Raw genomic sequence first — 18,938 nt, 5'->3', positions numbered from 1 at the left:
AATCGCGTATGAGGGCAGACGGGATTCATGTTCGGAAGTAGCGTTGTCGTTCGGACGCGATCGTGGATCGTCCTCTGTTTGGGATTGCTGGCCGTTGGCGCGCCGGCGGCTTACGCGGCCGACTGTCCCGGCCACCCGGACGCGCTCGGGACCTCCCGCACCCTCGTCGTCGATCCGCGCGAGCATCCGCGCATCGGCACCATGCAGTACCGCGAGACGCTGCCACTGAAGGACCACGAAGTGGTCCTGACCTTCGACGACGGTCCGCTGCCGAAATATTCAAATCAGGTGCTGCAGATCCTCGCCGACGAGTGCATCAAGGCGACCTTCTTCATCATCGGCCAGCAGGCCAAGGCGAACCCGGAAGGCGTGCGCAAGCTGGTCGCGGCGGGGCACACCGTCGGCACCCACAGCATGAACCATCCGCTGACATTCGACCGGATGCCGCTCGAAAAGTTCGAGACCGAGATCAACGGCGGCATCGAATGGACCTCGGCCGCAATGACCGATCCGTCCAAGCTCGCGCCGTTCTTCCGCATTCCCGGCCTAATGCGCGCCGAAGGCGTCGAGAACTATTTGATCTCGCGCGGCATCCAGGTCTGGAGTGCCGACTTCCCCGCCGACGACTGGCGGCACGTGTCGTCCGACCGCGTCTATCAGCTGGCGATCCAGCGGCTGGAGGCCAAGGGCAAGGGCATTTTGCTGCTGCACGACATCCAGGCGCGAACGGTTGCGGCGCTGCCCAAGATCATCCGCGACCTCAAGGCGCGCGGCTATCGCATCGTGCATGTGGTGCCCGCGACCGCCGACCGGCCGGCGACGCCGACCACGCCGGTGGAGTGGCTGCTGCATCCGCCGACCGAGACCGTGCCGATCGCGCGCTGGCCGGTCGTGCCGAACTTCGTGTTCACGCAGACCCAGACGCTGCCGGCGCCCTCGCTTGCCGATCTCAATGCACAGACCGAGCATCAGCCGCTGCTGCCGCGCCGGACCATGGCGCAGGCCAGTGTGGCTGCCACCCTGCCCGTGCCCGGCCCCGCTCTGTTTGCGATTCCCGAAGGCTCGATCGAGGTCCTGCTGTCCACGACATTGTCGCGGCGCGCCGCGACACGGCTGGCGATGGCGGCCGAGACGCCCCGTGCGGCCAAGGGCAAGGCCGGCAAATCGGCTGCCAGGCCGCAGGCGAACCGCACCGCCCATGCCGCGCACGGCACGCCGAAACATGCCGCGCAGGCCAAGAGCGCGGCCCCCAAGAACGCCACGCCGAAGAGCACGGCCCAGAGCGCCGCGCCGCGTCCGACCCGCGTGGCCAGCCTGAAGAAGCGCGCGCAGTAAGAGCCCTACTGCCGCATGATGTTGGCGACGCAGAGCAGCACGATCAGCGCGAGGAAGAACAAGTCCATATAGGACTTGAGCTCGCCGTCGCGGCGCAGCCGCGCCACGTCGGCCACCACCTGCCTGCGCGCGCTGGTTCCGCCCGTGCCGTCGTTGATCGGGGCCTGAAGGCGCTTGGTCTCGGCCTCCAGCTTCTCGATCTTCTGGAAGAAATAGAACGCCCGCAGCGTCGAGGCCGCGCGCATGCCGGCATAGATCAGCACCAGGATCGCGACGATCGCCCGGTTTTGATATTTCTCCAGGAAGTTCAGGCTGAAATAGACCATCGCCATGAACGCGAAGTTGGTCACGAAGCGGTAGACGAAGCTTAGAAAGACCATACTGGCTCCAGCCCTGAGAAGACGCGCAAGCGGATCGCGTTGCGAATCCGGGGAAAGGCGATACTGGCGGGAACAGCCGGCCCGAATGCCGCGCAGGCCCGTCTACGCCAACTTTGTTTCGACAAAGATACCATCCGCCCGCAACTCGCCGCCTTTTAGCCACGCGCGGCCATAATGCAACCGGCCAGTTCCGCGCGCCGGGGTGTCCGCGCCGGCTCAATGGCGGTTTGGCGGAAGTCGCGATACACTGGGGGCTGCCGCCACACGTGGGGTCTGCCGATGCCGAAGAAGGGAATCACGGGCCACGACGACTGGGTCTTGACCGAGGCGCTCGCGACCGCGCTGGTCGCGCTGGAGCAGCTCGCGCCGAAGCACCAGCCGAGCGCGCATATGGACGACATCCGCAAGATGCTGGCGAACGGCAAGGCGCCGGCGGCGGTGAGCCTGCACCTCGCCCAGGCCAAATGCCGCCTGTTTCCGGATACGGATCCGCTTGAGATCTACCGGGAATACGGCATCGGCGAAGAATATGGCTGAGGAGCCCTGCTTTGGCCTCGCCCCCGGCCGACGCTAGTTTCCGGAGACCTTGAGCAACGGACACTCACTTTGGCTCAGGGGGAGAAAGGCGTCTTCGGCGGGGATCTTCTCGACGACCTTGTAGTAGTCCCACGGCGTCTTGACGTCCGAGGGTTGCTTGACCTCGACCAGGTAGAAATCGTGCACGAGCTTGTTGTCGGCGCGCAGCCTTGCTCCCCGCGCATAGAAATCGTCCACCGGCATCGCACGCATTTTCTCCAGGACGGCGCCCGTCTCGTCCGTTCCGGCCGCTGCCGCCGCCTTCAAATATTGCAACACGGCGGAGTAGACGGCGGCCTGCGGCGCGGTCGGCATGGCCTTGTGCAGCTTGAAGAACCTCTCGGCGAATGCACGCGTCTCCTCGTTCAGATTCCAGTACCAGGCCGTGACCGTGGTCAGCCCCTTCGCCGTTTCGACGCCCATGGCATGGACGTCGGTCAGGAACATCAGCTCGGCGACCGGCTTCTGCGGCCCCGTAGTCATTCCGAACTCATTCCATTGCTTCATCGAGGTCACGAGCTGCTCGCCGGCATTGGCGAAGGCCACCACCTTCGCCTTCGAGGCCTGGGCCTGCAGCAGGAACGAGCCGTAGTCGGCGTTTCCGAGCGGATGAAACACCGCCCCGAGCGACTTGGCGCCCGATGCGGACAGCACGCGCTGCGACACCTCCACCATGTTGCGTCCGAACGCGTAATCGGCCGCGATGAAGAACCAGCTGTCGTAGCCTTGCGACACCAGCCTGCGAACCGATCCGGCGACAAGGTTATAATTGTCGTGCAGCCACATCAGGCCGGTGCGCGAACATTGCTTGCCGCCGATATCGGTCGTGCCGACGGCCGAGTAGATGACGAGCTTGTTCTTGTCGCGCGCGATCGACTGGATGGCGAGGGCCACCGCGGAGTTGCCGACATCGGCCACCATGTCGACGCCATCGACGTCGAACCATTTGCGGACGATCTGGGCGCCGATATCCGGCTTGTTCTGATGGTCGGCGACGACGATGTCGACCTTCAGGCCCGGCGTCGCCCGCTGGAAATCCTCAACCGCCATCTTCGCCGCGACGACGGAGCCGGGTCCGGCAAGGTCCGACAATGGTCCGCCCTGATCATTGATAATGCCGATCCTGACCACTCCGCCGGAGAAGTCGGCGGCCGCGCTCCGCTCAGTGAGCGCGACCGGACCCAGCATCAGGATCACGCAGGAAGTCAAACGGCAAAGCCGGCTGTGCCACGGGTGTAACTTCTCAACACGACAAGGCGCCATTGCCCCCTCCGCTTCCGCATCGCGACGCATGTCGGCGATGATTGACCCGACCGCCGCGCTATCCTTGCTGACCGACGGCCTTCCTGACGAATTCCAGCCGCCGCGCCTGCGCAGGCGCAACGCGTTCCTTCATCGCCGCGACGATCGCAGCCGGCGCCGTATCCGGCGAGCCGGCCCCGAACGGCGGCGCGGGGTTGTATTCCATGCGCAGCTGGATCATCTCGGCGGCTGCGCGGCCTCGCAGCATCGAGACCAGGGTGAGCGCGAAATCGATCCCGGCGGTGATGCCGCCGCCCGTGATGCGATTGCGATCGATGCAGACCCTCTCCCGCGACACCGAGGCGCCGAAGAACGGCAACGCATCGATGGCCGTCCAGTGCGTCGCTGCGCGATAGCCGTCCAACAGGCCGGCGGCGCCAAGCACGAGCGAGCCGGTGCAGACCGACGTGACGTATTTGGCGCCCCTCTCCTGCCTGCGCAGAAACGCCAGAACCTCCTCGTCGAGCATCAGCTCGTCGGTGCCATAGCCGCCGGGAACGCAGATCACGTCGAGCTGCGGGCAATCGGCGAAGGTGACGGTCGGCGTCAGCATGATCACGGAATCGCTCGGCACCGGTTCGATGCGTTTCCAGATCAGATGCACGTTCACATCAGGCAGGCTGGAGAACACCTGCGCCGGACCGGTGAGATCGAGCTGGGTGACGCGGGGAAAAACCAGAAGACCGATCTGCAACGGACCCGACATGACCAACCTCGACATCGCGCTTGACGGTTGCAGCCTGCCATGTTGGCGTTGAGGTCGGAAACGGCGTATTTCCCTCATTATTGGACGCGTCCATGATCGGCTTCCTGATCTTTCCCGAATTCCAGTTGCTAGACGCGGCGGGCCCGATCTCGGTCTTCGAGATCGCAAGACGTCACGTGCCAAACGCCCCACACGTCATCACGGTCGCAAACAAGGCCGGCGCCGTGCGCAGCTCGTCGGGCACCGAGATGCTGGCGCGCAGCTTGCGCGCGGCGAGCTCCGTCACGACGCTGCTCGTTGCAGGCGGCGAAGGCGTAGAAGCAGCCACGCGCTGCAAGACGACGATCGCCTTCATTCAGAGACTGGCGAAGCGCGGCGTGCGCATGGCCAGTGTTTGCAACGGCGCCTACCTGCTCGCCGAGGCGGGCCTGCTGGATGGCCGCTGCGCGACCACGCACTGGTCCTGCACACGCGACTTCACCGGACGCTATCCAAAAGTCAGGCTCGAGCCGGACCAGATCTTCATCCGGGACGATCGTGTCTGGACGTCGGCGGGCATCACCGCCGGAATCGATCTCGCGCTCGCCATGATTGGCGAGGATCACGGCGAGGAGGTTTCGCAAGCCGCCGCGCGGCAGCTGGTGCTCTATCAGCGCCGCGGCGGCGGGCAATCGCAGTTCTCGACCTTGCTCGAACTCAAGCCGCCGAACGGCCGCTTCGGCAGCTTGCTGTCCTGGGTGCGCGAGAACCTGGACGCGCAGCTCACCGTCGACGCGCTTGCCGAACGCGCGGGATTGAGTGCGCGGCATTTCGTGCGCTCCTTCATCGCCGAAACCGGCTCCACGCCGACCAAGGCCGTCGAGCGATTACGGGTCGAGGTTGCGCGCGAGCGGGTGCAATCCTCGGGCGAAGCCATCGAGCGCGTCGCGCAATCCACGGGGTTTCGTGACCCCGAGCGAATGCGCCGAGCCTTCATCCGCGCATTCGGTCAGCCGCCGCAGTCGCTGCGGCGCTCGGCGCGGAGTGCGTGAGGAAGAAGTGCGGGTCACCGATCAGAGGCCGCTCGGTTACCGCGCTGGCGAATCGAGGGAAGCTCGGTAGCTGTGAAATCAACGGGATCGTCGCGTTCGGCCCGAGGAGATGATGCGCGGCGGGCCTTCGGCCGATGCCCGAGTCGCGAATGAACGCTGCTCCGGAACGGCGTGATGCCGTTCCATGGTCACACCGGGAAAAATCCATATATTTCAATGATGAATGCGGATTTTGGTGCGCTCGGAGGGACTCGAACCCCCACGATTTTACTCACTGCCACCTCAAGGCAGCGCGTCTACCAGTTCCGCCACGAGCGCTTTGGGGATGCCGGCTTAAGGCTTGAGGCCTGCCGGATCAACGGCGCCGATCTAACAAATCCATCAGAGGGGTACAAGCCTGCAAAGGCCCCGAATTCCACAAGCTTGGGAAGAAAGTTCCTCCCTGCCCTGGTCCGGCCCCATCGGGTGCCCGGGCCGCTACCGCGTGCCCCGGGCCGCCACCGCGTGCCCCGGCCGCTATCGGGTCCCGGCTGTGCGCGGCAGCATCTGCTTGACCTCGACCGCGATGCGATTGCGATCGACCAGCACGACGCCGGAAGCGACCGGCAGGTTATTGGCCAAAACCTTGACCTCGTCGGCCTCGGTTGCGTCCAGCTCGATGATGGCGCCGCGGGAAAGACGTAATACCTGATGGATCGGCATGGTGGTCGTCCCGAGGACGACCATGAGATCCACGGTGACTTTATCGAGAGTGGGCACTGTCAGGACCGCCGCAACTTGAGACTCACACCAATGGACTTGGCATTTGCACCTGCGATCATCACCACGTTATGGTTAGCCAATGGTTAATTCACCTCAAAACCCTCGCCAAGACCTAGACTTGACGTCGTTTTCCGCCGCCGACGGCCAGCCCGCGGAATGGCGGATTTCGGACGCTCCGGTGCCCTATCCGGAGGCCGTCGCCGCCATGGAGGCGCGGGTCGCCGCGATCGCGGCAGGCGAGGCGCCGGAGCTGGTCTGGCTGCTCGAACACCCCCCGCTCTACACCTCCGGCACCTCCGGCAAGGCCTCCGACCTGCTCGATCCCCGATTTCCGACCTTTGCCACCGGGCGCGGCGGGCAGCTGACCTATCACGGGCCCGGCCAGCGGGTGGCCTACATCATGCTCGACCTCAAGCGCCGCCGGCCGGACGTGCGGGCCTATGTCGCGAGCCTAGAGGAGCTGATCCTGCGCACGCTCGCCGCCTTCAACGTCCGCGGCGAGCGGCGCGAGGACCGGGTCGGCGTCTGGGTGAAGCGGCCCGACAAGGGGCCCCAGCATGAAGACAAGATCGCGGCGATCGGCGTCCGGCTGAAGCGCTGGGTGTCGTTCCACGGCATCGCCATCAATGTCGAGCCGGAGCTGTCGCATTTCGCCGGCATCGTGCCCTGCGGCGTCGCCGATCCCCGCTACGGCGTCACCTCGCTGGTCGATCTCGGCCAGCTCGTGACCATGGCCGACGTCGACGTCGCGCTCCGGCAGGCCTTTGAGGAGCTGTTCGGGCCGACCCGCGCGCTGCTGTCGGAAGCGATTGCCTGAGCGCATTCCTGTTGGACACCCGCCGATCCCGTTTTCCGCAGGCGCGGAATCGGCTAGATTTGAGTCCGGTGTCGCCCACGCCTCCCCCCTCCGCCGGGAAAGTAGACTTCATACCGGGCGAGTTGATCATCGGACCGACTGTTCGAGCGCCAGGCATAAGGAGGGGTTGCGATCATGCTCGCAATGGGAGGTTTTGACGATGAGACTCTCTGCGCCTGTCTATCATCTGAAGCGCAAGGCGAAGCGCCTGTCCCGCGAGGAAGGCATTCCGCTCCACGCTGCGCTTGACCGCGTCGCCACGACGGAAGGCTTTTCCGCCTGGAGCATGCTCGCGGCGAAAGCCGCGGCAGCAACACCGGCGAACAGGCTGTTTCCGCAATTCAAGCCGGGCGATTTGGTGCTGGTCGGGGCACGCCCCGGGCAGGGCAAGACCCTGATGAGCCTCGAACTCGCCGTGGAGGCCATGAAATCAGGCCATCGAGCCGCGTTCTTCTCGCTCGAATACACCGAGAAAGACGTGCTGGATCGCCTGCGGGCGATCGGCGCGGAGCCGGCGCAATTCACTGGGCTGTTCGAGGTCGATTGCTCCGACGCCATCAGCGCCGATTACGTCGTGAAGCAAATGGCCGCTGCACCCCGCGGCACGGTGGTGGTGATCGACTATCTGCAACTGCTCGACCAGAGGCGGGAAAACCCCGACCTGACCGTTCAGGTGCGCGCGCTGAAATCCTTCGCACGCGACCAGGGGCTGATCGTCGTCTTCATCTCGCAGATCGACCGATCCTATGATTCCTCGGTCAAGCCCTGCCCCGACCTCAGCGATGTCCGCCTGCCGAACCCGCTGGACCTGACGCTGTTCGACAAGACGTGTTTCATCAACAATTCCGCAGTTCAGTTCCGGGCGGCGAGCTGATGGCTTTGGGCCGCGGGTGAGATTGTTCTCCCGCGGCCCCCGTCATCACGCCGCCTGCAACGACACCTCGAGCTTGCCGGCGATGTAGCGCCGCTCCTGCGTCAGGCCGCCAAAGCCGTAGGCGTCGCCCTTGACCTCGTCGACATGCAGATAGGTCTCGGGATGCAGCGGGCCCAGAATTTCGGCCATGCGCTTGAACATCGCGGCGAGATAGGCCGCCTTCTCGTCCTTGGTGTTGGTGCCCTCGCTGACGTGGATGTCGATCCAGTAGCTGGCCAGCTTCTGCTCGGCGAGCGACTTGCCGCCGGCGAACCAGTCGCCCGCATCGACCGCCTTCACGATGATGGCGGTCACCTTTGGGGCCTTGTGCAGGATCTTTGCGGTGAGTTCGGAGACAGCGCTGGCGATGTCGGCCTTCAGCGACGGCGACTGGCGGGAAGACGTATAGGACACGGTGATCAGGGGCATAGTCGTTCTCCTCAAGCTGCCCGCGCGATTTGCGCGGCGTTGGTGAGAAGCTAGACCTCCCCTCGTCATTTGGGTATCTTATCTCACCTGATACCAGTGATAACTATTCATAATGACAGCAACGCTCGACATCGCCACCGTCAAGGCCTTCCTGCTGGTCGCCGACCTCCAGAGCTTTACCCGCGCCGCCGAGGCACTCGGCACGACACAGGCCGCCGTCAGCCTCAAGCTTCAGCGGCTGGAGACGCTGCTCGGAAAGCGCCTCGTCGAGCGCTCACCGCGCGCGGTCCGGCTCACCGCTGATGGCGCGAGCTTCCTCGATCGCGCTCGCGCACTGATGGCGGCGCATGACCGCGCGCTGTCCGGTGAGGCGCCGACCGTGCAGTCGCTTTCGCTCGGCATCTCCGACCACGCCGCAGGCCCGGAGCTGGTGCCGCTGCTCAAACGCCTGCACGCGATGTCGACCAACCTCACCCTCGCCGTCACCATCGGCTTCTCGCGCGAGATGCAAGATGCCTATGACGCGGGCGAGCTGGACGCCGTCATCGTTCGCCAGGAAGGCAGCCGCCGCGGCGGCGAGAAGCTGACTGAGGACGAGTTCGGCTGGTTCGCATCGCGGCGCTTCACCCTGCCGAAAGGCGAGCCGCTGCCGCTGGCCACGCTCGCCCCGCCGTGCGGTGTCCGCGCCATCGCAGTGCGCGCGCTCGACAAGGCCGGCATCACCTGGCGCGAGCGATTTGTGGGTGGTGGTGTCACTGCGGTGGTCGCCGCCGCGCTCGCGGGACTCGCGATCGCGCCGCTGGCGCGACGGATCGCGCCTCACGGGCTTGTCGACATCGGCCCTGCCCACAGGCTGCCAAAGCTCGGCAGCTCGAAGGTGATGCTGCATTCGAAGGTCAGCGATCCCGCCAAGCTCGCGGCGTTGCGCGCGGTGGCGGCGACGTTCCGGAGCTTGGCGGCTTAGCGCTCAGCCAGCGGTCCCTAATCTTCTCCCGTGTATCGGCCTGCCACGCGCCAGTAAACGAACCCAGCCGGACCACCGGCGAGAACAAATGCCACACCAAGCAAACCGACATCCTTGAAGAGCAACACGCAAAACAACGCACCAACCGCAACGCCGGAGCCTACATAGAATACCATGGCGCGGGTGCGCAGACGTTCGCCAAGCCAGATCAAGACAGCTGCCGGAACGCTTGTGAGGGCACAGGTCACGAAGAATGTCAGCGGCACGACGACAACCGCCATTGCGAATGTGTCATCTACGACCTGCTTCGGGCTACGCTCGGGCGCGATCAGAGCGAGGACGACAAATATCATCGTGTCCAGCACGGCTGTCGCAGTCAAGCATCCGCGAAACCAGCCGTCGAACGCGCGAAGACGAGCATCGCAAGCCATGACACCACCCTCATAAGATCGCCTCGAACGCACTGCGCAGCGTCTCGTGCCGGAACACGAAGCCGCGGCTCAGCGCCTTGTTCGGCAGCACACGCTGACCGCCCAGCAGAAGCTCGTCGGCGAAGCCGCCACCGATCCGGCGCAACAGGCCGCCGGGAATGCGGAACACGGCGGGCCGATGCAGACGGCGGCCGAGCTCCTCGGTGAACTTTGCATTGGTGACGGGGATCGGCGCGGTGGCGTTGACGGGACCGGCGAGATCGGGCGTCGCCACCACATAGGCGATCAGGCGAATGAGGTCGTCGCGCTCGATCCAGGACATCCACTGCCGCCCGGTGCCGAGCGGCCCACCGAGCCCGAACTCGAACGGCGTCAGCATGCGCGTGATGAATCCGCCCTCGGTACCCAGCACGAGGCCGATGCGCAGGTACACCACGCGCACGCCAAGCTCCTCCGCCGGCCGCGCCGCCATCTCCCAAGCCGCGCACAGTTCGTGGCTGAAGCAGGCGTGGGACTTCGCCGACTCCGTCAGCACCTGATCGGCCCACAAGCCATACCAGCCGATCGCGGAGCCGCTGACTAGCACCTCGGGCTTGCGGTCCAGCCGCGCGATCAGTTTGACGATTTCGCCGGTCATGTCGATGCGGGAGTTGATGATCTTCGCGCGCTTCGCCTCGGTCCACAGGCCGTTGCCGATCGGCTCGCCGGCAAGATTGACGATGGCGTCGATCTGCGTGTCCGAAGCGAGCTGATCGAGGCTGGTGATCAGCGTCACCGGCGGCGGCAGCATCTCGGCCTTGGCGGGGTTGCGGATCAGCGCGATGACGTGATGCCCTGCCCCGCTGAGGCTCGCCGCAAGGCGGCTGCCGATGAAGCCGGTGGCGCCCGATATCAGCACAGTCTTGCGGCCGGGGAGCTTTTCGACGAGCCCTGGCGCGGGCACGCTCTTCATGCGGCCGAGCCGGCGCATTGCCGCAAAATCCCTGACGCCGCAGAGCCCAGCTCCAATCGCGCAGGCGATGGCGGCGATGCTGAGCAGGCCCTGATACACGACGCTCACGCCGAAGGGCTGCATGGCCCAATCGATCAGCACCGGCAGCAGCAGCACCAGGATGGCGCCGTAGTTGATCGCGAGCAGCGTGTGATTGATGCGCTCGCTCGGCGGCAGCTTTCGGCTCAGATCCTCCTCGACGAAATCCATCAGCGTGATGACGATCTCGGCGACCAGGACTGCGACGATCAGCAGCGCCAGCACGCCGTAGACCTCTAGCCAGCCGAGCATCAGGAACAACAGCGCATAGAGCATGTTGCGGATGCCGTGCAGCTTCAGCTCGAAACGCTGCGAGGGGCGCCAGGCCAGACGCTCGGTGAATTCGTGGTGATAGAAGGTGTCGAACACGCCCATCACGATCTGGATGGCGATAAGGGTCCACAACAGCGGCGTCATGATACGGCCTCCCTGAAGACGGCGGACTGGTGGATCAGCGCGCCGTAACGCGGGTGAGTAACATCGAGGGTGAAGCGGAAGGCGCCCTCGCCGAGATCGCTGTGCGTGACCGTGAGATCGCCCGGCGTGAGCCATTGCGGCAGCGGAATCCAGAGGCGTCCGAACTGGAGGCCGTAGCCGGCGCTGCGGAAGGTCAGCACCTGGTCCTCGACCGCGATGCGCAGCGCCATCGAGACGCCGAAGCCGACATATTCCTCGAGGCCGGTCGGGCCGGCGAAGCGTTTTGCCGAATGGATGACTTGCGGAAAGCCCTGCTTGCGCGCGCAGATGCGGGTCCAGGTCTGGCCGCCGCTCGCGCCGTCCTCGGTGACCGTCACGATCATGGGGACACCGGTGTCACGGCCGGTCGGCAGCGGTCCGCCGATCAGTCGCGCGAGTTGCGCGAACCACCAGCCGATATCGCTGAAAGAGACTTCGTCGACCACGCCGACATAGACGACGCTGTCGCCGTCGGCGACGCGCTTGGAAAAGCGCCGCCAGGTCGCGAGCGGCAGGCGGCCCCAATCCTCGTCCGACAGCAGCGCACGGAAGCGGCGGTCGTCGAGCAGCTTGGTGTGAGCGGAGGGAGATGCGCTGGAGCCTGATAATCGAGCCGACGTCATCGCACCCTCCTCTACCCTATCTGGCCTTGCCCAGCGGCAGCAGGTTGGCGATCTTTTCGCCAAGCCGCATCAGGGCGACCAGCCGCGGCCGCGGCACCTTCAGCATTTGCATGAACCAGTGGTCGGCGAGCTCGGTGAAGGCGAGCATCTCCTTCAGCCGTTTGCTGGCGACCGGATTGATGGTCGGATCGTCGGCGGCATCGGACACGCAGGCCCGGAGCGCCGTGATCGCCGGATCGAGCTCCCGCTCCTTGCGCCGCGCCGCGATCCGGGCCGCAACCTCCCAGATGTCGGTCTCGGCTTCGAAATGATCGCGGCGGTCGCCGAGGATCGGCACCCGACGGATCAAATTCCAGGCCAGCAGCTCCTTGATCGAGTTGGAGACGTTGGAGCGCGCCATGCCGAGCGTGTCGGCGATGTCCTCGGCCGTCATCGGCGCCTCGGCAAGATAGAGCAGCCCGTGGATCTGGCTGACCGAGCGGTTGACGCCCCATTCGTCGCCCATGTCGCCCCAATGCAGGATGAAGCGCTCGACGGCGGCGGGGAGTTTCTTCTTTCCGGTTATTTCTGTCATAACAGAAATATCTGACGAATGAGATTGAGTGTCAAGCGCTTCCGGATGGCCTGCCCCGTGCATACCGTGCGTTGCTTTTGCCTAAAAACTTCCCAGCGATCGGGAACCAAACGACCTGTTGAGCGTTTGCACCGGTCGAGGCAGGGTGTTGGGAATGGTAAAAAAGTCCAGTCAGCAGAGAGACTTGTTCGAGAGCGAACGCAGTTTCCGGCTGTTGGTCGAAGGGGTTGCCGACTACGCCCTGTACATGCTCGACCCCAAGGGAACCATCACCAGCTGGAACATCGGCGGCGAGCGCATCAAGGGCTATTCGTCCGAAGAGATCGTCGGCCAGCATTTCTCGCGCTTCTACACCGAGACCGACCGGGCCAACGGCAAGCCGGCGCGCGCCCTCGGCATCGCCCGGGACAAAGGCCGCTACGAGGAGGAAGGCTGGCGCGTCCGCAAGGACGGCACCTTCTTCTGGGCGAGCGTCGTGATCGACCCGATCTACGAGGACGACGAACTGATCGGCTTCGCCAAGATCACGCGCGACATCACCGAGCGGCGCAACACGCAGCTGAAGCTCGAGGCGATGCAGAAGCAGCTCGCCGAATCCCAGAAGTTCGATGCGCTCGGCCAGCTCACCGGCGGCGTCGCCCACGATTTCAACAACCTCCTGATGATCATCAGCGGCAGCCTTCACACCCTGAAGCGGGGCGCTGACGATGCCAAGCTGCAGCGCGCGATCTCGGCGATCGAGACTGCGACCAAGCGGGGCGCCGCGCTGACCAACCAGCTCCTCACCTTCGCCCGGCGGCAGAGCGTCAACCCGCAGGCGATCGATTTTTCCGAGCGCATCTCGGCGATCCGCGAGGTGCTGGACGCCGGCGTCGGCAGCTCCGTGCGCCTCGCCTTCGACATCGACCGCGAGGTCTGGCCGATCAGGGCCGACGCCTCCGAGCTCGAGACCGGGCTGCTCAATCTCGTCATCAACGCCCGCGATGCGATGCCCGACGGCGGCACGGTGACGATCAGCGCCCGCAATGTCGTGCTGGACGAGGCTCTGCTCGCCGGCGAGTTCGTGGCGATCGACGTCGCCGACACCGGTCTCGGCATTCCCGCCGACGTCATCGACAAGATTTTCGAGCCGTTCTTCACCACCAAACCGATCGGCAAGGGCACCGGTCTCGGCCTGTCCCAGGTGCACGGCTTTGCGCATCAGGCCGGCGGCACGGTGAAGGTCGCAAGCGAGCTCGGCAAGGGCACGACTTTCACCATCGTGCTGCCGCGCGGAACGGACGTGCCGCCGCGGGACGCGGCGGAGGCGATGCCATTGCGCGGCAGCGGCACGGTGCTGCTGGTCGAGGACAACCCGGATGTCGCCGTCGTCAGCATCGGTCTATTGGAGCAGCTCGGCTACCGCGTTCGCCGCGTCCCGGACGCCGAATCCGCGTTGCGCGAGCTCGAGCACAACGGAGTCGACTTCGTATTCTCTGACATCGTGATGCCCGGCAAGATGGACGGCCTCACCCTCGCCCATCACCTGCGCCTGATCCGCCCCGGCCTGCCGATCCTGCTCGCCACCGGCTACAGCGAGGCCGCCGCCGACGTGCGCGGCGACTTCCCGATCCTGCGCAAGCCCTACGAGATCCACGAGCTGAGCGAGGCGATCTCGAAGCTGCCGCGGTGATTGTTTGAGGCACCAGGCCTCCACAGCGTCATGGCCGGGCCCGTCCCGGCGATCCACGCCCTGCTGCACGACACCAAGAACGTGGATGCCCGGGACAGGCCTGGGCATGACGACCTCTCTTGAAAGCGCGCCTACACCGTCGGCAGCACCGAGAATGCCTCCCCTGCCCGACGCAGGTTCAATTCATCCACACTGGCCGTCTCGCTCGTCACGCTATCCACCCGCGACGACGGTGGACCATGCCGGCACAGCGCGACCATGTCGGCGACATGCTTCGGCGCACCCGCGAATAGTGCTTCGACGCTGCCGTCGCGGCGGTTGCGGACCCAGCCTTCCAGCCCGCAATTGGTGGCCTGATACTCGACCCAGGCGCGGTAGCCGACGCCTTGCACGCGGCCGCGGATCATCACCTGGAGGATCGCCTGGCTCACTTTTTGAGTCCGAGAAAAACGGCGCCACGCGCCTTTCCATCGGCCTCTCGCATGACGCGACTGGTCAACTCCGCCGAGGGCAATCCCTTGAGATTTTTCGGCACAGTACCCTCGCGCAACGCTTTCTGCACTTCGTACACCGCTTGCGTCGCCGCCGCGATCGGCGCATGGCCCTGCAGCGCGATGCGCACACGCTGGCTGGTGAGATAGTCGAGCCCGCTCAATTCGTCCGGCGCGCCGCCCAGCACGATCGGAAGATGCGTGGCGGCCACGATGGCCTCCAGCTCTGCGCGCGACTTGATGCCGGTGAAGAACAGCGCGTCGACGCCGGTGGCTTCATAGGCCTTGGCGCGGCGGATCGCATCCTCGATCGAAGTGATCGAGGCAGCCCCGGTTCGGCCCATGATGACCAGCGAGGGATCGCCGCGGCCATCGAGTGCGGCCTTCATCTTGCCGACGCCCTCCTCCAGCGAGATCAGCTGCGCCTTCGCCTCGCCAAAGGCGGCCGGCAGCATCGTGTCCTCGATGGTGAGACCGGCCGCACCCGCCGTCTCCAGCTCCTGCACCGTGCGGCGCACGTTGAGCGCATTGCCATAGCCGTGATCGGCATCCACCAGCACCGGCAATGCGGACGCGCGCGACATCCGCCGCATCTGCTCGGCAAGCTCGGTGAGCGTGATCAGCGTAATGTCGGGATCGCCCAGCACCGCGAGCGAGGCGACCGAGCCGCCGAACATGCCGAGCGGGAAGCCGAGATCCTCGGCAATGCGGATCGAGATCGCGTCATAGACCGAGCCGGGATGGACACAAGTTGCGCCCGACAGGATGGAGCGCAGTTTCTCGCGGCGGGAACGGAAGGCCATGGTGCTGTCTCGATCAGAACGACGCCGTCGCAACATACTCCGTCATTGCGAGCGTAGCGAAGCAATCCAGAATCTTTCCGCGGGGGCAGTCTGGATTGCTTCGCTGCGCTCGCAATGACGGTGTTTGCGGGGCCCGGCGAGAGCCCCACTCACACTCTTTACGCAAACTCCAGAATCAGCGCGTCCACCGCGAGCGTCGCGCCGGCGCTGGCGTGGACCTTCTTCACGGTGCCGTCCTGCTCGGCGCGGAGCACGTTCTGCATCTTCATGGCTTCGACCACCGCGAGCGTCTCGCCGGCCTTGACCTCCTGCCCCTCGGTCACCGCGATCGAGACGATCAGGCCGGGCATCGGACAGAGCAGCTTCTTGCCGGTGTCGGAGGCTGTGGTCACGGGCATCAGCCGCGCAGAGGCCGCTTCCGCTTCGGTCCAGACATAGACCGGCACCTCGACGCCCTGATGCGCCAGGCGGATGCCGTTGGGAACCGGCCGGGCCTGCACCGCGACGACGTGGCCGTCGATGGTGCCCTGCCAGACCGGATCGCCCGGCTTCCATGCGGACTTCAGCAGATGCGCGTTGCCGGCCTTACCTTCGGCATCGATGAAACGGATCGCGATCGCCTCGCCTTCGCGGGCGACCTCGAGCAGGATCTCCTGGCGATCGAGCCAGACCGCGCGGCGGCGCTCACGCTGCACGATGCGCCCGCCCAACTGGCCGGAGATCTGGCGCTTGCGTTCGCCGAGCACGTGGTCGACGGCGGCACCGACCGCGGCGATCCGCCGGGCGACCTCGCCTTCGGGCACGCGCACCGCAAAGCCCTTGGGGAATTCCTCGGCGATGAAGCCGGTCGAGAGCCGGCCCTCGCGCCAGCGCGGATGGTGCATCAGCGCCGACAGGAACGGGATGTTGTGCCTGATACCGTCGACATAGAACGAATCCAGCGCGGTGGCCTGCGCCTCGATCGCGGCCGCGCGCGAGGGTGCGTGGGTGACGAGCTTGGCGATCATCGGATCGTAATGGATCGAGATCTCGCCGCCCTCCTGCACGCCGGTGTCGTTGCGCACGGTGATGCCGTCCTGGCTCACTTCCGCCGGCGGACGATACTTCACCAGGCGTCCGATCGAGGGCAGGAAGTTGCGGAACGGATCCTCGGCGTAGAGGCGGGATTCCACGGCCCACCCGGTGAGCGTGACGTCCTTCTGCGCAAGCTCGAGCTTCTCGCCGGCGGCAACCCGGATCATCTGCTCGACGAGGTCGACGCCGGTGACGAGCTCGGTGACGGGATGCTCGACCTGGAGGCGCGTGTTCATCTCCAGGAAGTAGAAGCTCTTGTCCTGCCCTGCGACGAATTCGACGGTGCCGGCGGAATCGTAGTTCACGGCCTTGGCCAGCGCGACCGCCTGCTCGCCCATCTTGCGGCGGGTGGCCTCGTCGAGCAACGGCGACGGCGCCTCCTCGATGACCTTCTGGTTGCGGCGCTGGATCGAGCATTCGCGCTCGCCGAGATAGATCACGTTGCCGTGCTTGTCGCCCAGCACCTGGATCTCGATGTGGCGGGGATCGACGATGAACTTTTCGACGAAGACTCGGTCGTCGCCGAACGAGGCCTTGGCCTCGGCCTTGGCGAGATTGAAGCCTTCTGCGACCTCGCTCTTCGAGTGCGCGATGCGCATGCCCTTGCCGCCACCGCCGGCGGAGGCCTTGATCATGACGGGATAGCCGATCTCGTCGGAGATCCGCACCGCGTGCTTGTCGTCCTCGATGACGCCGAGATAGCCCGGCACGGTCGAGACCTTGGCCTTGGCGGCCGCCTTCTTGGATTCGATCTTGTCGCCCATCGCCGCGATCGCGCCGGGATTGGGACCGATGAACACAATGCCGGCGGCCTCCAGCGCCCGTGGGAACGCCTCGCGCTCGGACAGGAAGCCGTAGCCGGGATGCACGGCCTGCGCGCCCGTCTTGCGGCAGGCCTCCACGATCTTCTCGATCACCAGATAGCTCTCGGCGGCGGCGGGCGGGCCGATCAGCACGGCCTCGTCGGCCATCTCGACATGAAGGGCATCACGGTCGGCCTCGGAATAGACCGCGACCGTTTCAATTCCCATCCGGCGGGCAGTCTTGATGACCCGGCAGGCGATTTCGCCGCGATTGGCGATCAGAATGCGTTTGAACATGCTTTTCTTGAGTCTCGACCTTGGGCGGGACCCTTCCCTGGCCGTTGGGCCTATGGGACGGGCCGTACGGCTCCCGTGGTACATCAAAATAGGCCGGAGGCAACGGTCTAAATCCGACCCCTCTGGCGTACCAGCGCAAGACCGAACTGGGCTTGTGGAAACGGACTTGGGGAAACGGACTTGGGGAGCGGGCTCGGCGGGCCTGGGGACGGCCTACGGCTTCCCGGCCTTGGCGACGTCCCGCACCAGGGCGTGAATGAAGTCCAGTTTGGCGACCACCGGCTGCGACAGGATGAATGGATAGAGGTCGCGCATTCCCATGGCACGATTGACGCTGTTCATGGCGAAGGTGAAGGGCAGCCATGCGTCGACCAGCGTCTGGACGTCCTTGGCCTCATAGGGATTGAACCGGATCCGCGTCGACAGCTCCCCGTCGCGATCGACCCTCGGCCGCACCTCCATACCGAATTCGGAAGCCATCTCCAGGGTGTCGACGATGTGGAGATAGTGCGCCCAGGTTTCGGCGAAATCTTCCCAGGGGTGCGTCGTGGCGTAGGCCGAAACGTAGTTCTGCTGCCAGTCCGGCGGCGCGCCTTCGGCATAGTGGCGCTGCAGGGCCTGACCGTAATCGGCCGAATCGTCGCCGAATACGGCGCGGCATGCGTCGAGCTTGCCCCCCTCGCTGACCAGCACATCCCAGAAATAATGTCCGACCTCGTGGCGGAAATGCCCGAGCAGCGTCCGGTAAGGCTCGCCCATCTCCAGCCTGCGCCGTTCGCGCTCGATGCCGTCGGTTTCGGTGAGCGCGATCGTGATCAGGCCGTTGTCGTGGCCGGTCATGATCCTCTGTCCGCTGTTCGGATCGTCGGCGAGGAAGTTGAAGATCAGGCCATGCCCGGAATTGTCCTGCCGGTTCTGGAGCGGCAGCTTCCAGCGGATCAGGGAATAGAACAGCCGGTGCTTTGCCACCTCCAGCTCGCGCCAGCCGGCGAGCTGAGCCGGATCGGACAGATCAGGCACCATGCCGTTGTGGCGGCAGGCGCGACAATATCCGTTGGTATCACCCGGATCCGTCAGCCAGTTGCAGGCGTCGTACTCGGCATTGCGGCACAGCATGCGTCCCTTGCCCTTGTCGGAGAGCGTGGCCCAGCCCTCCCCGTCGGGCTCGAGCGCCGACATCGTCTCCTTCTCCGGGAGGAAGGCGATGAGGTGACCGCAACGCTCGCAGGCCCGGTTCTCGAAATAAAGGACGTTGCCGCAGGACTGGCAGACAAAGAGCTTCAAGATTTAGCCTCTCCGAAAAGGGAATTTTACGAATGAAAGTCGTGGCGCCTCGCAAAGACGCATCCGCACGCCCATCGTTCCAATATCAGGAACAAATTGCCAGACCCGGCGTTGACTGGCCGGACCTTACCGCGTTCTGGCTGGCC

Annotated in this window: 20 protein-coding genes and 1 tRNA gene; 7 read left to right on the top strand and 14 right to left on the bottom strand. The window is 65.2% G+C overall.

Translation table 11 applies throughout. The features are described from left to right. Window positions 1-27 precede the first annotated feature (27 nt). The gene (locus AC1RUR_RS00910; RefSeq protein WP_492840417.1) at window positions 28-1,335 is read left to right on the top strand and encodes a polysaccharide deacetylase family protein; all 1,308 of its coding nucleotides are present in this window, start codon (window positions 28-30) and stop codon (window positions 1,333-1,335) included. A 5-nt stretch (window positions 1,336-1,340) separates the two neighbouring features. Here AC1RUR_RS00910 and AC1RUR_RS00905 read toward each other — a convergent pair whose 3' ends face one another. Next, a complete protein-coding gene (locus AC1RUR_RS00905; RefSeq protein ID WP_492840415.1) occupies window positions 1,341-1,715 on the bottom strand; it encodes a hypothetical protein in 375 nt (124 codons plus the stop codon). A gap of 279 nt (window positions 1,716-1,994) precedes the next feature. Here AC1RUR_RS00905 and AC1RUR_RS00900 point away from each other — a divergent pair, with 279 nt between their 5' ends. Beyond that, a complete protein-coding gene (locus AC1RUR_RS00900) occupies window positions 1,995-2,252 on the top strand; it encodes a hypothetical protein (RefSeq protein ID WP_492840413.1) in 258 nt (85 codons plus the stop codon). Between the two features lie 33 nt (window positions 2,253-2,285). Here AC1RUR_RS00900 and AC1RUR_RS00895 read toward each other — a convergent pair whose 3' ends face one another. After that, the gene (locus AC1RUR_RS00895; RefSeq protein WP_492840410.1) at window positions 2,286-3,479 is read right to left on the bottom strand and encodes an ABC transporter substrate-binding protein; all 1,194 of its coding nucleotides are present in this window, start codon (window positions 3,477-3,479) and stop codon (window positions 2,286-2,288) included. Window positions 3,480-3,612: 133 nt separating this feature from the next. Beyond that, window positions 3,613-4,299: a DJ-1/PfpI family protein gene (locus AC1RUR_RS00890; protein WP_492840408.1), complete on the bottom strand. Its 687-nt coding sequence runs from the start codon at window positions 4,297-4,299 to the stop codon at window positions 3,613-3,615. Window positions 4,300-4,391: 92 nt separating this feature from the next. Between AC1RUR_RS00890 and AC1RUR_RS00885 the strand changes: the two genes are divergently transcribed. Beyond that, on the top strand, window positions 4,392-5,330 hold the full coding sequence (locus tag AC1RUR_RS00885) for a GlxA family transcriptional regulator (RefSeq protein WP_492840406.1): 939 nt from the start codon (window positions 4,392-4,394) through the stop codon (window positions 5,328-5,330). A gap of 233 nt (window positions 5,331-5,563) precedes the next feature. Here the strand turns inward: AC1RUR_RS00885 and AC1RUR_RS00880 are convergent. Together AC1RUR_RS00880 and AC1RUR_RS00875 are read right to left on the bottom strand one after the other, a co-directional pair. Beyond that, window positions 5,564-5,648 (bottom strand) — tRNA-Leu (locus AC1RUR_RS00880). A gap of 198 nt (window positions 5,649-5,846) precedes the next feature. Next, window positions 5,847-6,089 carry a FliM/FliN family flagellar motor switch protein gene (locus AC1RUR_RS00875; protein ID WP_035714832.1) on the bottom strand — a complete coding sequence of 81 codons (243 nt, stop codon included), beginning with the start codon at window positions 6,087-6,089 and terminating at the stop codon, window positions 5,847-5,849. Window positions 6,090-6,171: 82 nt separating this feature from the next. Between AC1RUR_RS00875 and lipB the strand changes: the two genes are divergently transcribed. Together lipB and AC1RUR_RS00865 are read left to right on the top strand one after the other, a co-directional pair. After that, window positions 6,172-6,909 carry a lipoyl(octanoyl) transferase LipB gene (gene lipB / locus AC1RUR_RS00870; RefSeq protein WP_492840404.1) on the top strand — a complete coding sequence of 246 codons (738 nt, stop codon included), beginning with the start codon at window positions 6,172-6,174 and terminating at the stop codon, window positions 6,907-6,909. Window positions 6,910-7,108: 199 nt separating this feature from the next. Then, window positions 7,109-7,822, top strand: coding sequence for a DNA helicase (locus tag AC1RUR_RS00865; protein ID WP_492840402.1), 714 nt, complete (start codon window positions 7,109-7,111; stop codon window positions 7,820-7,822). Between the two features lie 45 nt (window positions 7,823-7,867). Here the strand turns inward: AC1RUR_RS00865 and AC1RUR_RS00860 are convergent, their stop codons facing one another. Beyond that, window positions 7,868-8,290: a tautomerase family protein gene (locus tag AC1RUR_RS00860; protein ID WP_492840400.1), complete on the bottom strand. Its 423-nt coding sequence runs from the start codon at window positions 8,288-8,290 to the stop codon at window positions 7,868-7,870. 112 nt (window positions 8,291-8,402) lie between these two features. On the opposite strand from AC1RUR_RS00860, the gene AC1RUR_RS00855 reads away from it, so the two are divergent. Further along, a complete protein-coding gene (locus tag AC1RUR_RS00855; RefSeq protein ID WP_492840398.1) occupies window positions 8,403-9,254 on the top strand; it encodes a LysR family transcriptional regulator in 852 nt (283 codons plus the stop codon). 17 nt (window positions 9,255-9,271) lie between these two features. On the opposite strand, the gene AC1RUR_RS00850 is transcribed toward AC1RUR_RS00855, so the two are convergent. The 4 genes from AC1RUR_RS00850 to AC1RUR_RS00835 form a co-directional block, all read right to left on the bottom strand. Further along, window positions 9,272-9,619 (bottom strand): hypothetical protein, encoded by a 348-nt coding sequence (locus AC1RUR_RS00850; RefSeq protein WP_492840396.1) that lies wholly within the window; start codon window positions 9,617-9,619, stop codon window positions 9,272-9,274. 76 nt (window positions 9,620-9,695) lie between these two features. Then, the gene (locus tag AC1RUR_RS00845) at window positions 9,696-11,132 is read right to left on the bottom strand and encodes a TIGR01777 family oxidoreductase (RefSeq protein WP_492840394.1); all 1,437 of its coding nucleotides are present in this window, start codon (window positions 11,130-11,132) and stop codon (window positions 9,696-9,698) included. Then, complete coding sequence (locus tag AC1RUR_RS00840; protein ID WP_492840392.1) at window positions 11,129-11,794, bottom strand: DUF4166 domain-containing protein; 666 nt, start codon at window positions 11,792-11,794, stop codon at window positions 11,129-11,131. The genes AC1RUR_RS00845 and AC1RUR_RS00840 overlap by 4 nt, the downstream gene beginning before the upstream one ends. Window positions 11,795-11,810: 16 nt before the next feature. Further along, complete coding sequence (locus AC1RUR_RS00835; RefSeq protein WP_492840390.1) at window positions 11,811-12,368, bottom strand: GbsR/MarR family transcriptional regulator; 558 nt, start codon at window positions 12,366-12,368, stop codon at window positions 11,811-11,813. A 154-nt stretch (window positions 12,369-12,522) separates the two neighbouring features. Here AC1RUR_RS00835 and AC1RUR_RS00830 point away from each other — a divergent pair, with 154 nt between their 5' ends. Continuing rightward, window positions 12,523-14,040 carry a PAS domain-containing sensor histidine kinase gene (locus AC1RUR_RS00830; RefSeq protein ID WP_492840388.1) on the top strand — a complete coding sequence of 506 codons (1,518 nt, stop codon included), beginning with the start codon at window positions 12,523-12,525 and terminating at the stop codon, window positions 14,038-14,040. Window positions 14,041-14,171: 131 nt separating this feature from the next. Here the strand turns inward: AC1RUR_RS00830 and AC1RUR_RS00825 are convergent, their stop codons facing one another. From AC1RUR_RS00825 to AC1RUR_RS00810, 4 genes are all read right to left on the bottom strand, one after another. Next, window positions 14,172-14,471, bottom strand: a complete 300-nt coding sequence (locus tag AC1RUR_RS00825; RefSeq protein WP_492840386.1) for an acylphosphatase — start codon at window positions 14,469-14,471, stop codon at window positions 14,172-14,174. Further along, window positions 14,468-15,334, bottom strand: a complete 867-nt coding sequence (locus tag AC1RUR_RS00820; RefSeq protein ID WP_492840384.1) for an isocitrate lyase/PEP mutase family protein — start codon at window positions 15,332-15,334, stop codon at window positions 14,468-14,470. Before AC1RUR_RS00820 ends, AC1RUR_RS00825 begins: the two co-directional genes overlap by 4 nt. Before the next feature lie 158 nt (window positions 15,335-15,492). Continuing rightward, a complete protein-coding gene (locus AC1RUR_RS00815) occupies window positions 15,493-17,508 on the bottom strand; it encodes an acetyl-CoA carboxylase biotin carboxylase subunit (RefSeq protein ID WP_492840382.1) in 2,016 nt (671 codons plus the stop codon). Between the two features lie 213 nt (window positions 17,509-17,721). Further along, entirely contained in the window at window positions 17,722-18,792 is a 1,071-nt protein-coding gene (locus tag AC1RUR_RS00810) for a zinc-binding metallopeptidase family protein (protein ID WP_492840380.1), read from the bottom strand. Between the last annotated feature and the right edge of the window lie 146 nt (window positions 18,793-18,938).

The sequence above is a fragment of the Bradyrhizobium sp. GW821-FHT12B03 genome, assembly GCF_058807535.1.
This window is presented reverse-complemented; position numbering and strand designations above follow the sequence as displayed.

Bases quoted from the DNA above. Each gene is read 5' to 3' on its own strand.
- AC1RUR_RS00910 (WP_492840417.1), top strand. From the start codon at position 28: ATGTTCGGAAGTAGCGTTGTCGTTCGGACGCGATCGTGGATCGTCCTC.
- AC1RUR_RS00905 (WP_492840415.1), bottom strand. From the start codon at position 1,715: ATGGTCTTTCTAAGCTTCGTCTACCGCTTCGTGACCAACTTCGCGTTC.
- AC1RUR_RS00900 (WP_492840413.1), top strand. From the start codon at position 1,995: ATGCCGAAGAAGGGAATCACGGGCCACGACGACTGGGTCTTGACCGAG.
- AC1RUR_RS00895 (WP_492840410.1), bottom strand. From the start codon at position 3,479: ATGCTGGGTCCGGTCGCGCTCACTGAGCGGAGCGCGGCCGCCGACTTC.
- AC1RUR_RS00890 (WP_492840408.1), bottom strand. From the start codon at position 4,299: ATGTCGGGTCCGTTGCAGATCGGTCTTCTGGTTTTTCCCCGCGTCACC.
- AC1RUR_RS00885 (WP_492840406.1), top strand. From the start codon at position 4,392: ATGATCGGCTTCCTGATCTTTCCCGAATTCCAGTTGCTAGACGCGGCG.
- lipB (WP_492840404.1), top strand. From the start codon at position 6,172: ATGGTTAATTCACCTCAAAACCCTCGCCAAGACCTAGACTTGACGTCG.
- AC1RUR_RS00865 (WP_492840402.1), top strand. From the start codon at position 7,109: ATGAGACTCTCTGCGCCTGTCTATCATCTGAAGCGCAAGGCGAAGCGC.
- AC1RUR_RS00860 (WP_492840400.1), bottom strand. From the start codon at position 8,290: ATGCCCCTGATCACCGTGTCCTATACGTCTTCCCGCCAGTCGCCGTCG.
- AC1RUR_RS00855 (WP_492840398.1), top strand. From the start codon at position 8,403: ATGACAGCAACGCTCGACATCGCCACCGTCAAGGCCTTCCTGCTGGTC.
- AC1RUR_RS00845 (WP_492840394.1), bottom strand. From the start codon at position 11,132: ATGACGCCGCTGTTGTGGACCCTTATCGCCATCCAGATCGTGATGGGC.
- AC1RUR_RS00840 (WP_492840392.1), bottom strand. From the start codon at position 11,794: ATGACGTCGGCTCGATTATCAGGCTCCAGCGCATCTCCCTCCGCTCAC.
- AC1RUR_RS00835 (WP_492840390.1), bottom strand. From the start codon at position 12,368: ATGACAGAAATAACCGGAAAGAAGAAACTCCCCGCCGCCGTCGAGCGC.
- AC1RUR_RS00830 (WP_492840388.1), top strand. From the start codon at position 12,523: ATGGTAAAAAAGTCCAGTCAGCAGAGAGACTTGTTCGAGAGCGAACGC.
- AC1RUR_RS00820 (WP_492840384.1), bottom strand. From the start codon at position 15,334: ATGGCCTTCCGTTCCCGCCGCGAGAAACTGCGCTCCATCCTGTCGGGC.
- AC1RUR_RS00815 (WP_492840382.1), bottom strand. From the start codon at position 17,508: ATGTTCAAACGCATTCTGATCGCCAATCGCGGCGAAATCGCCTGCCGG.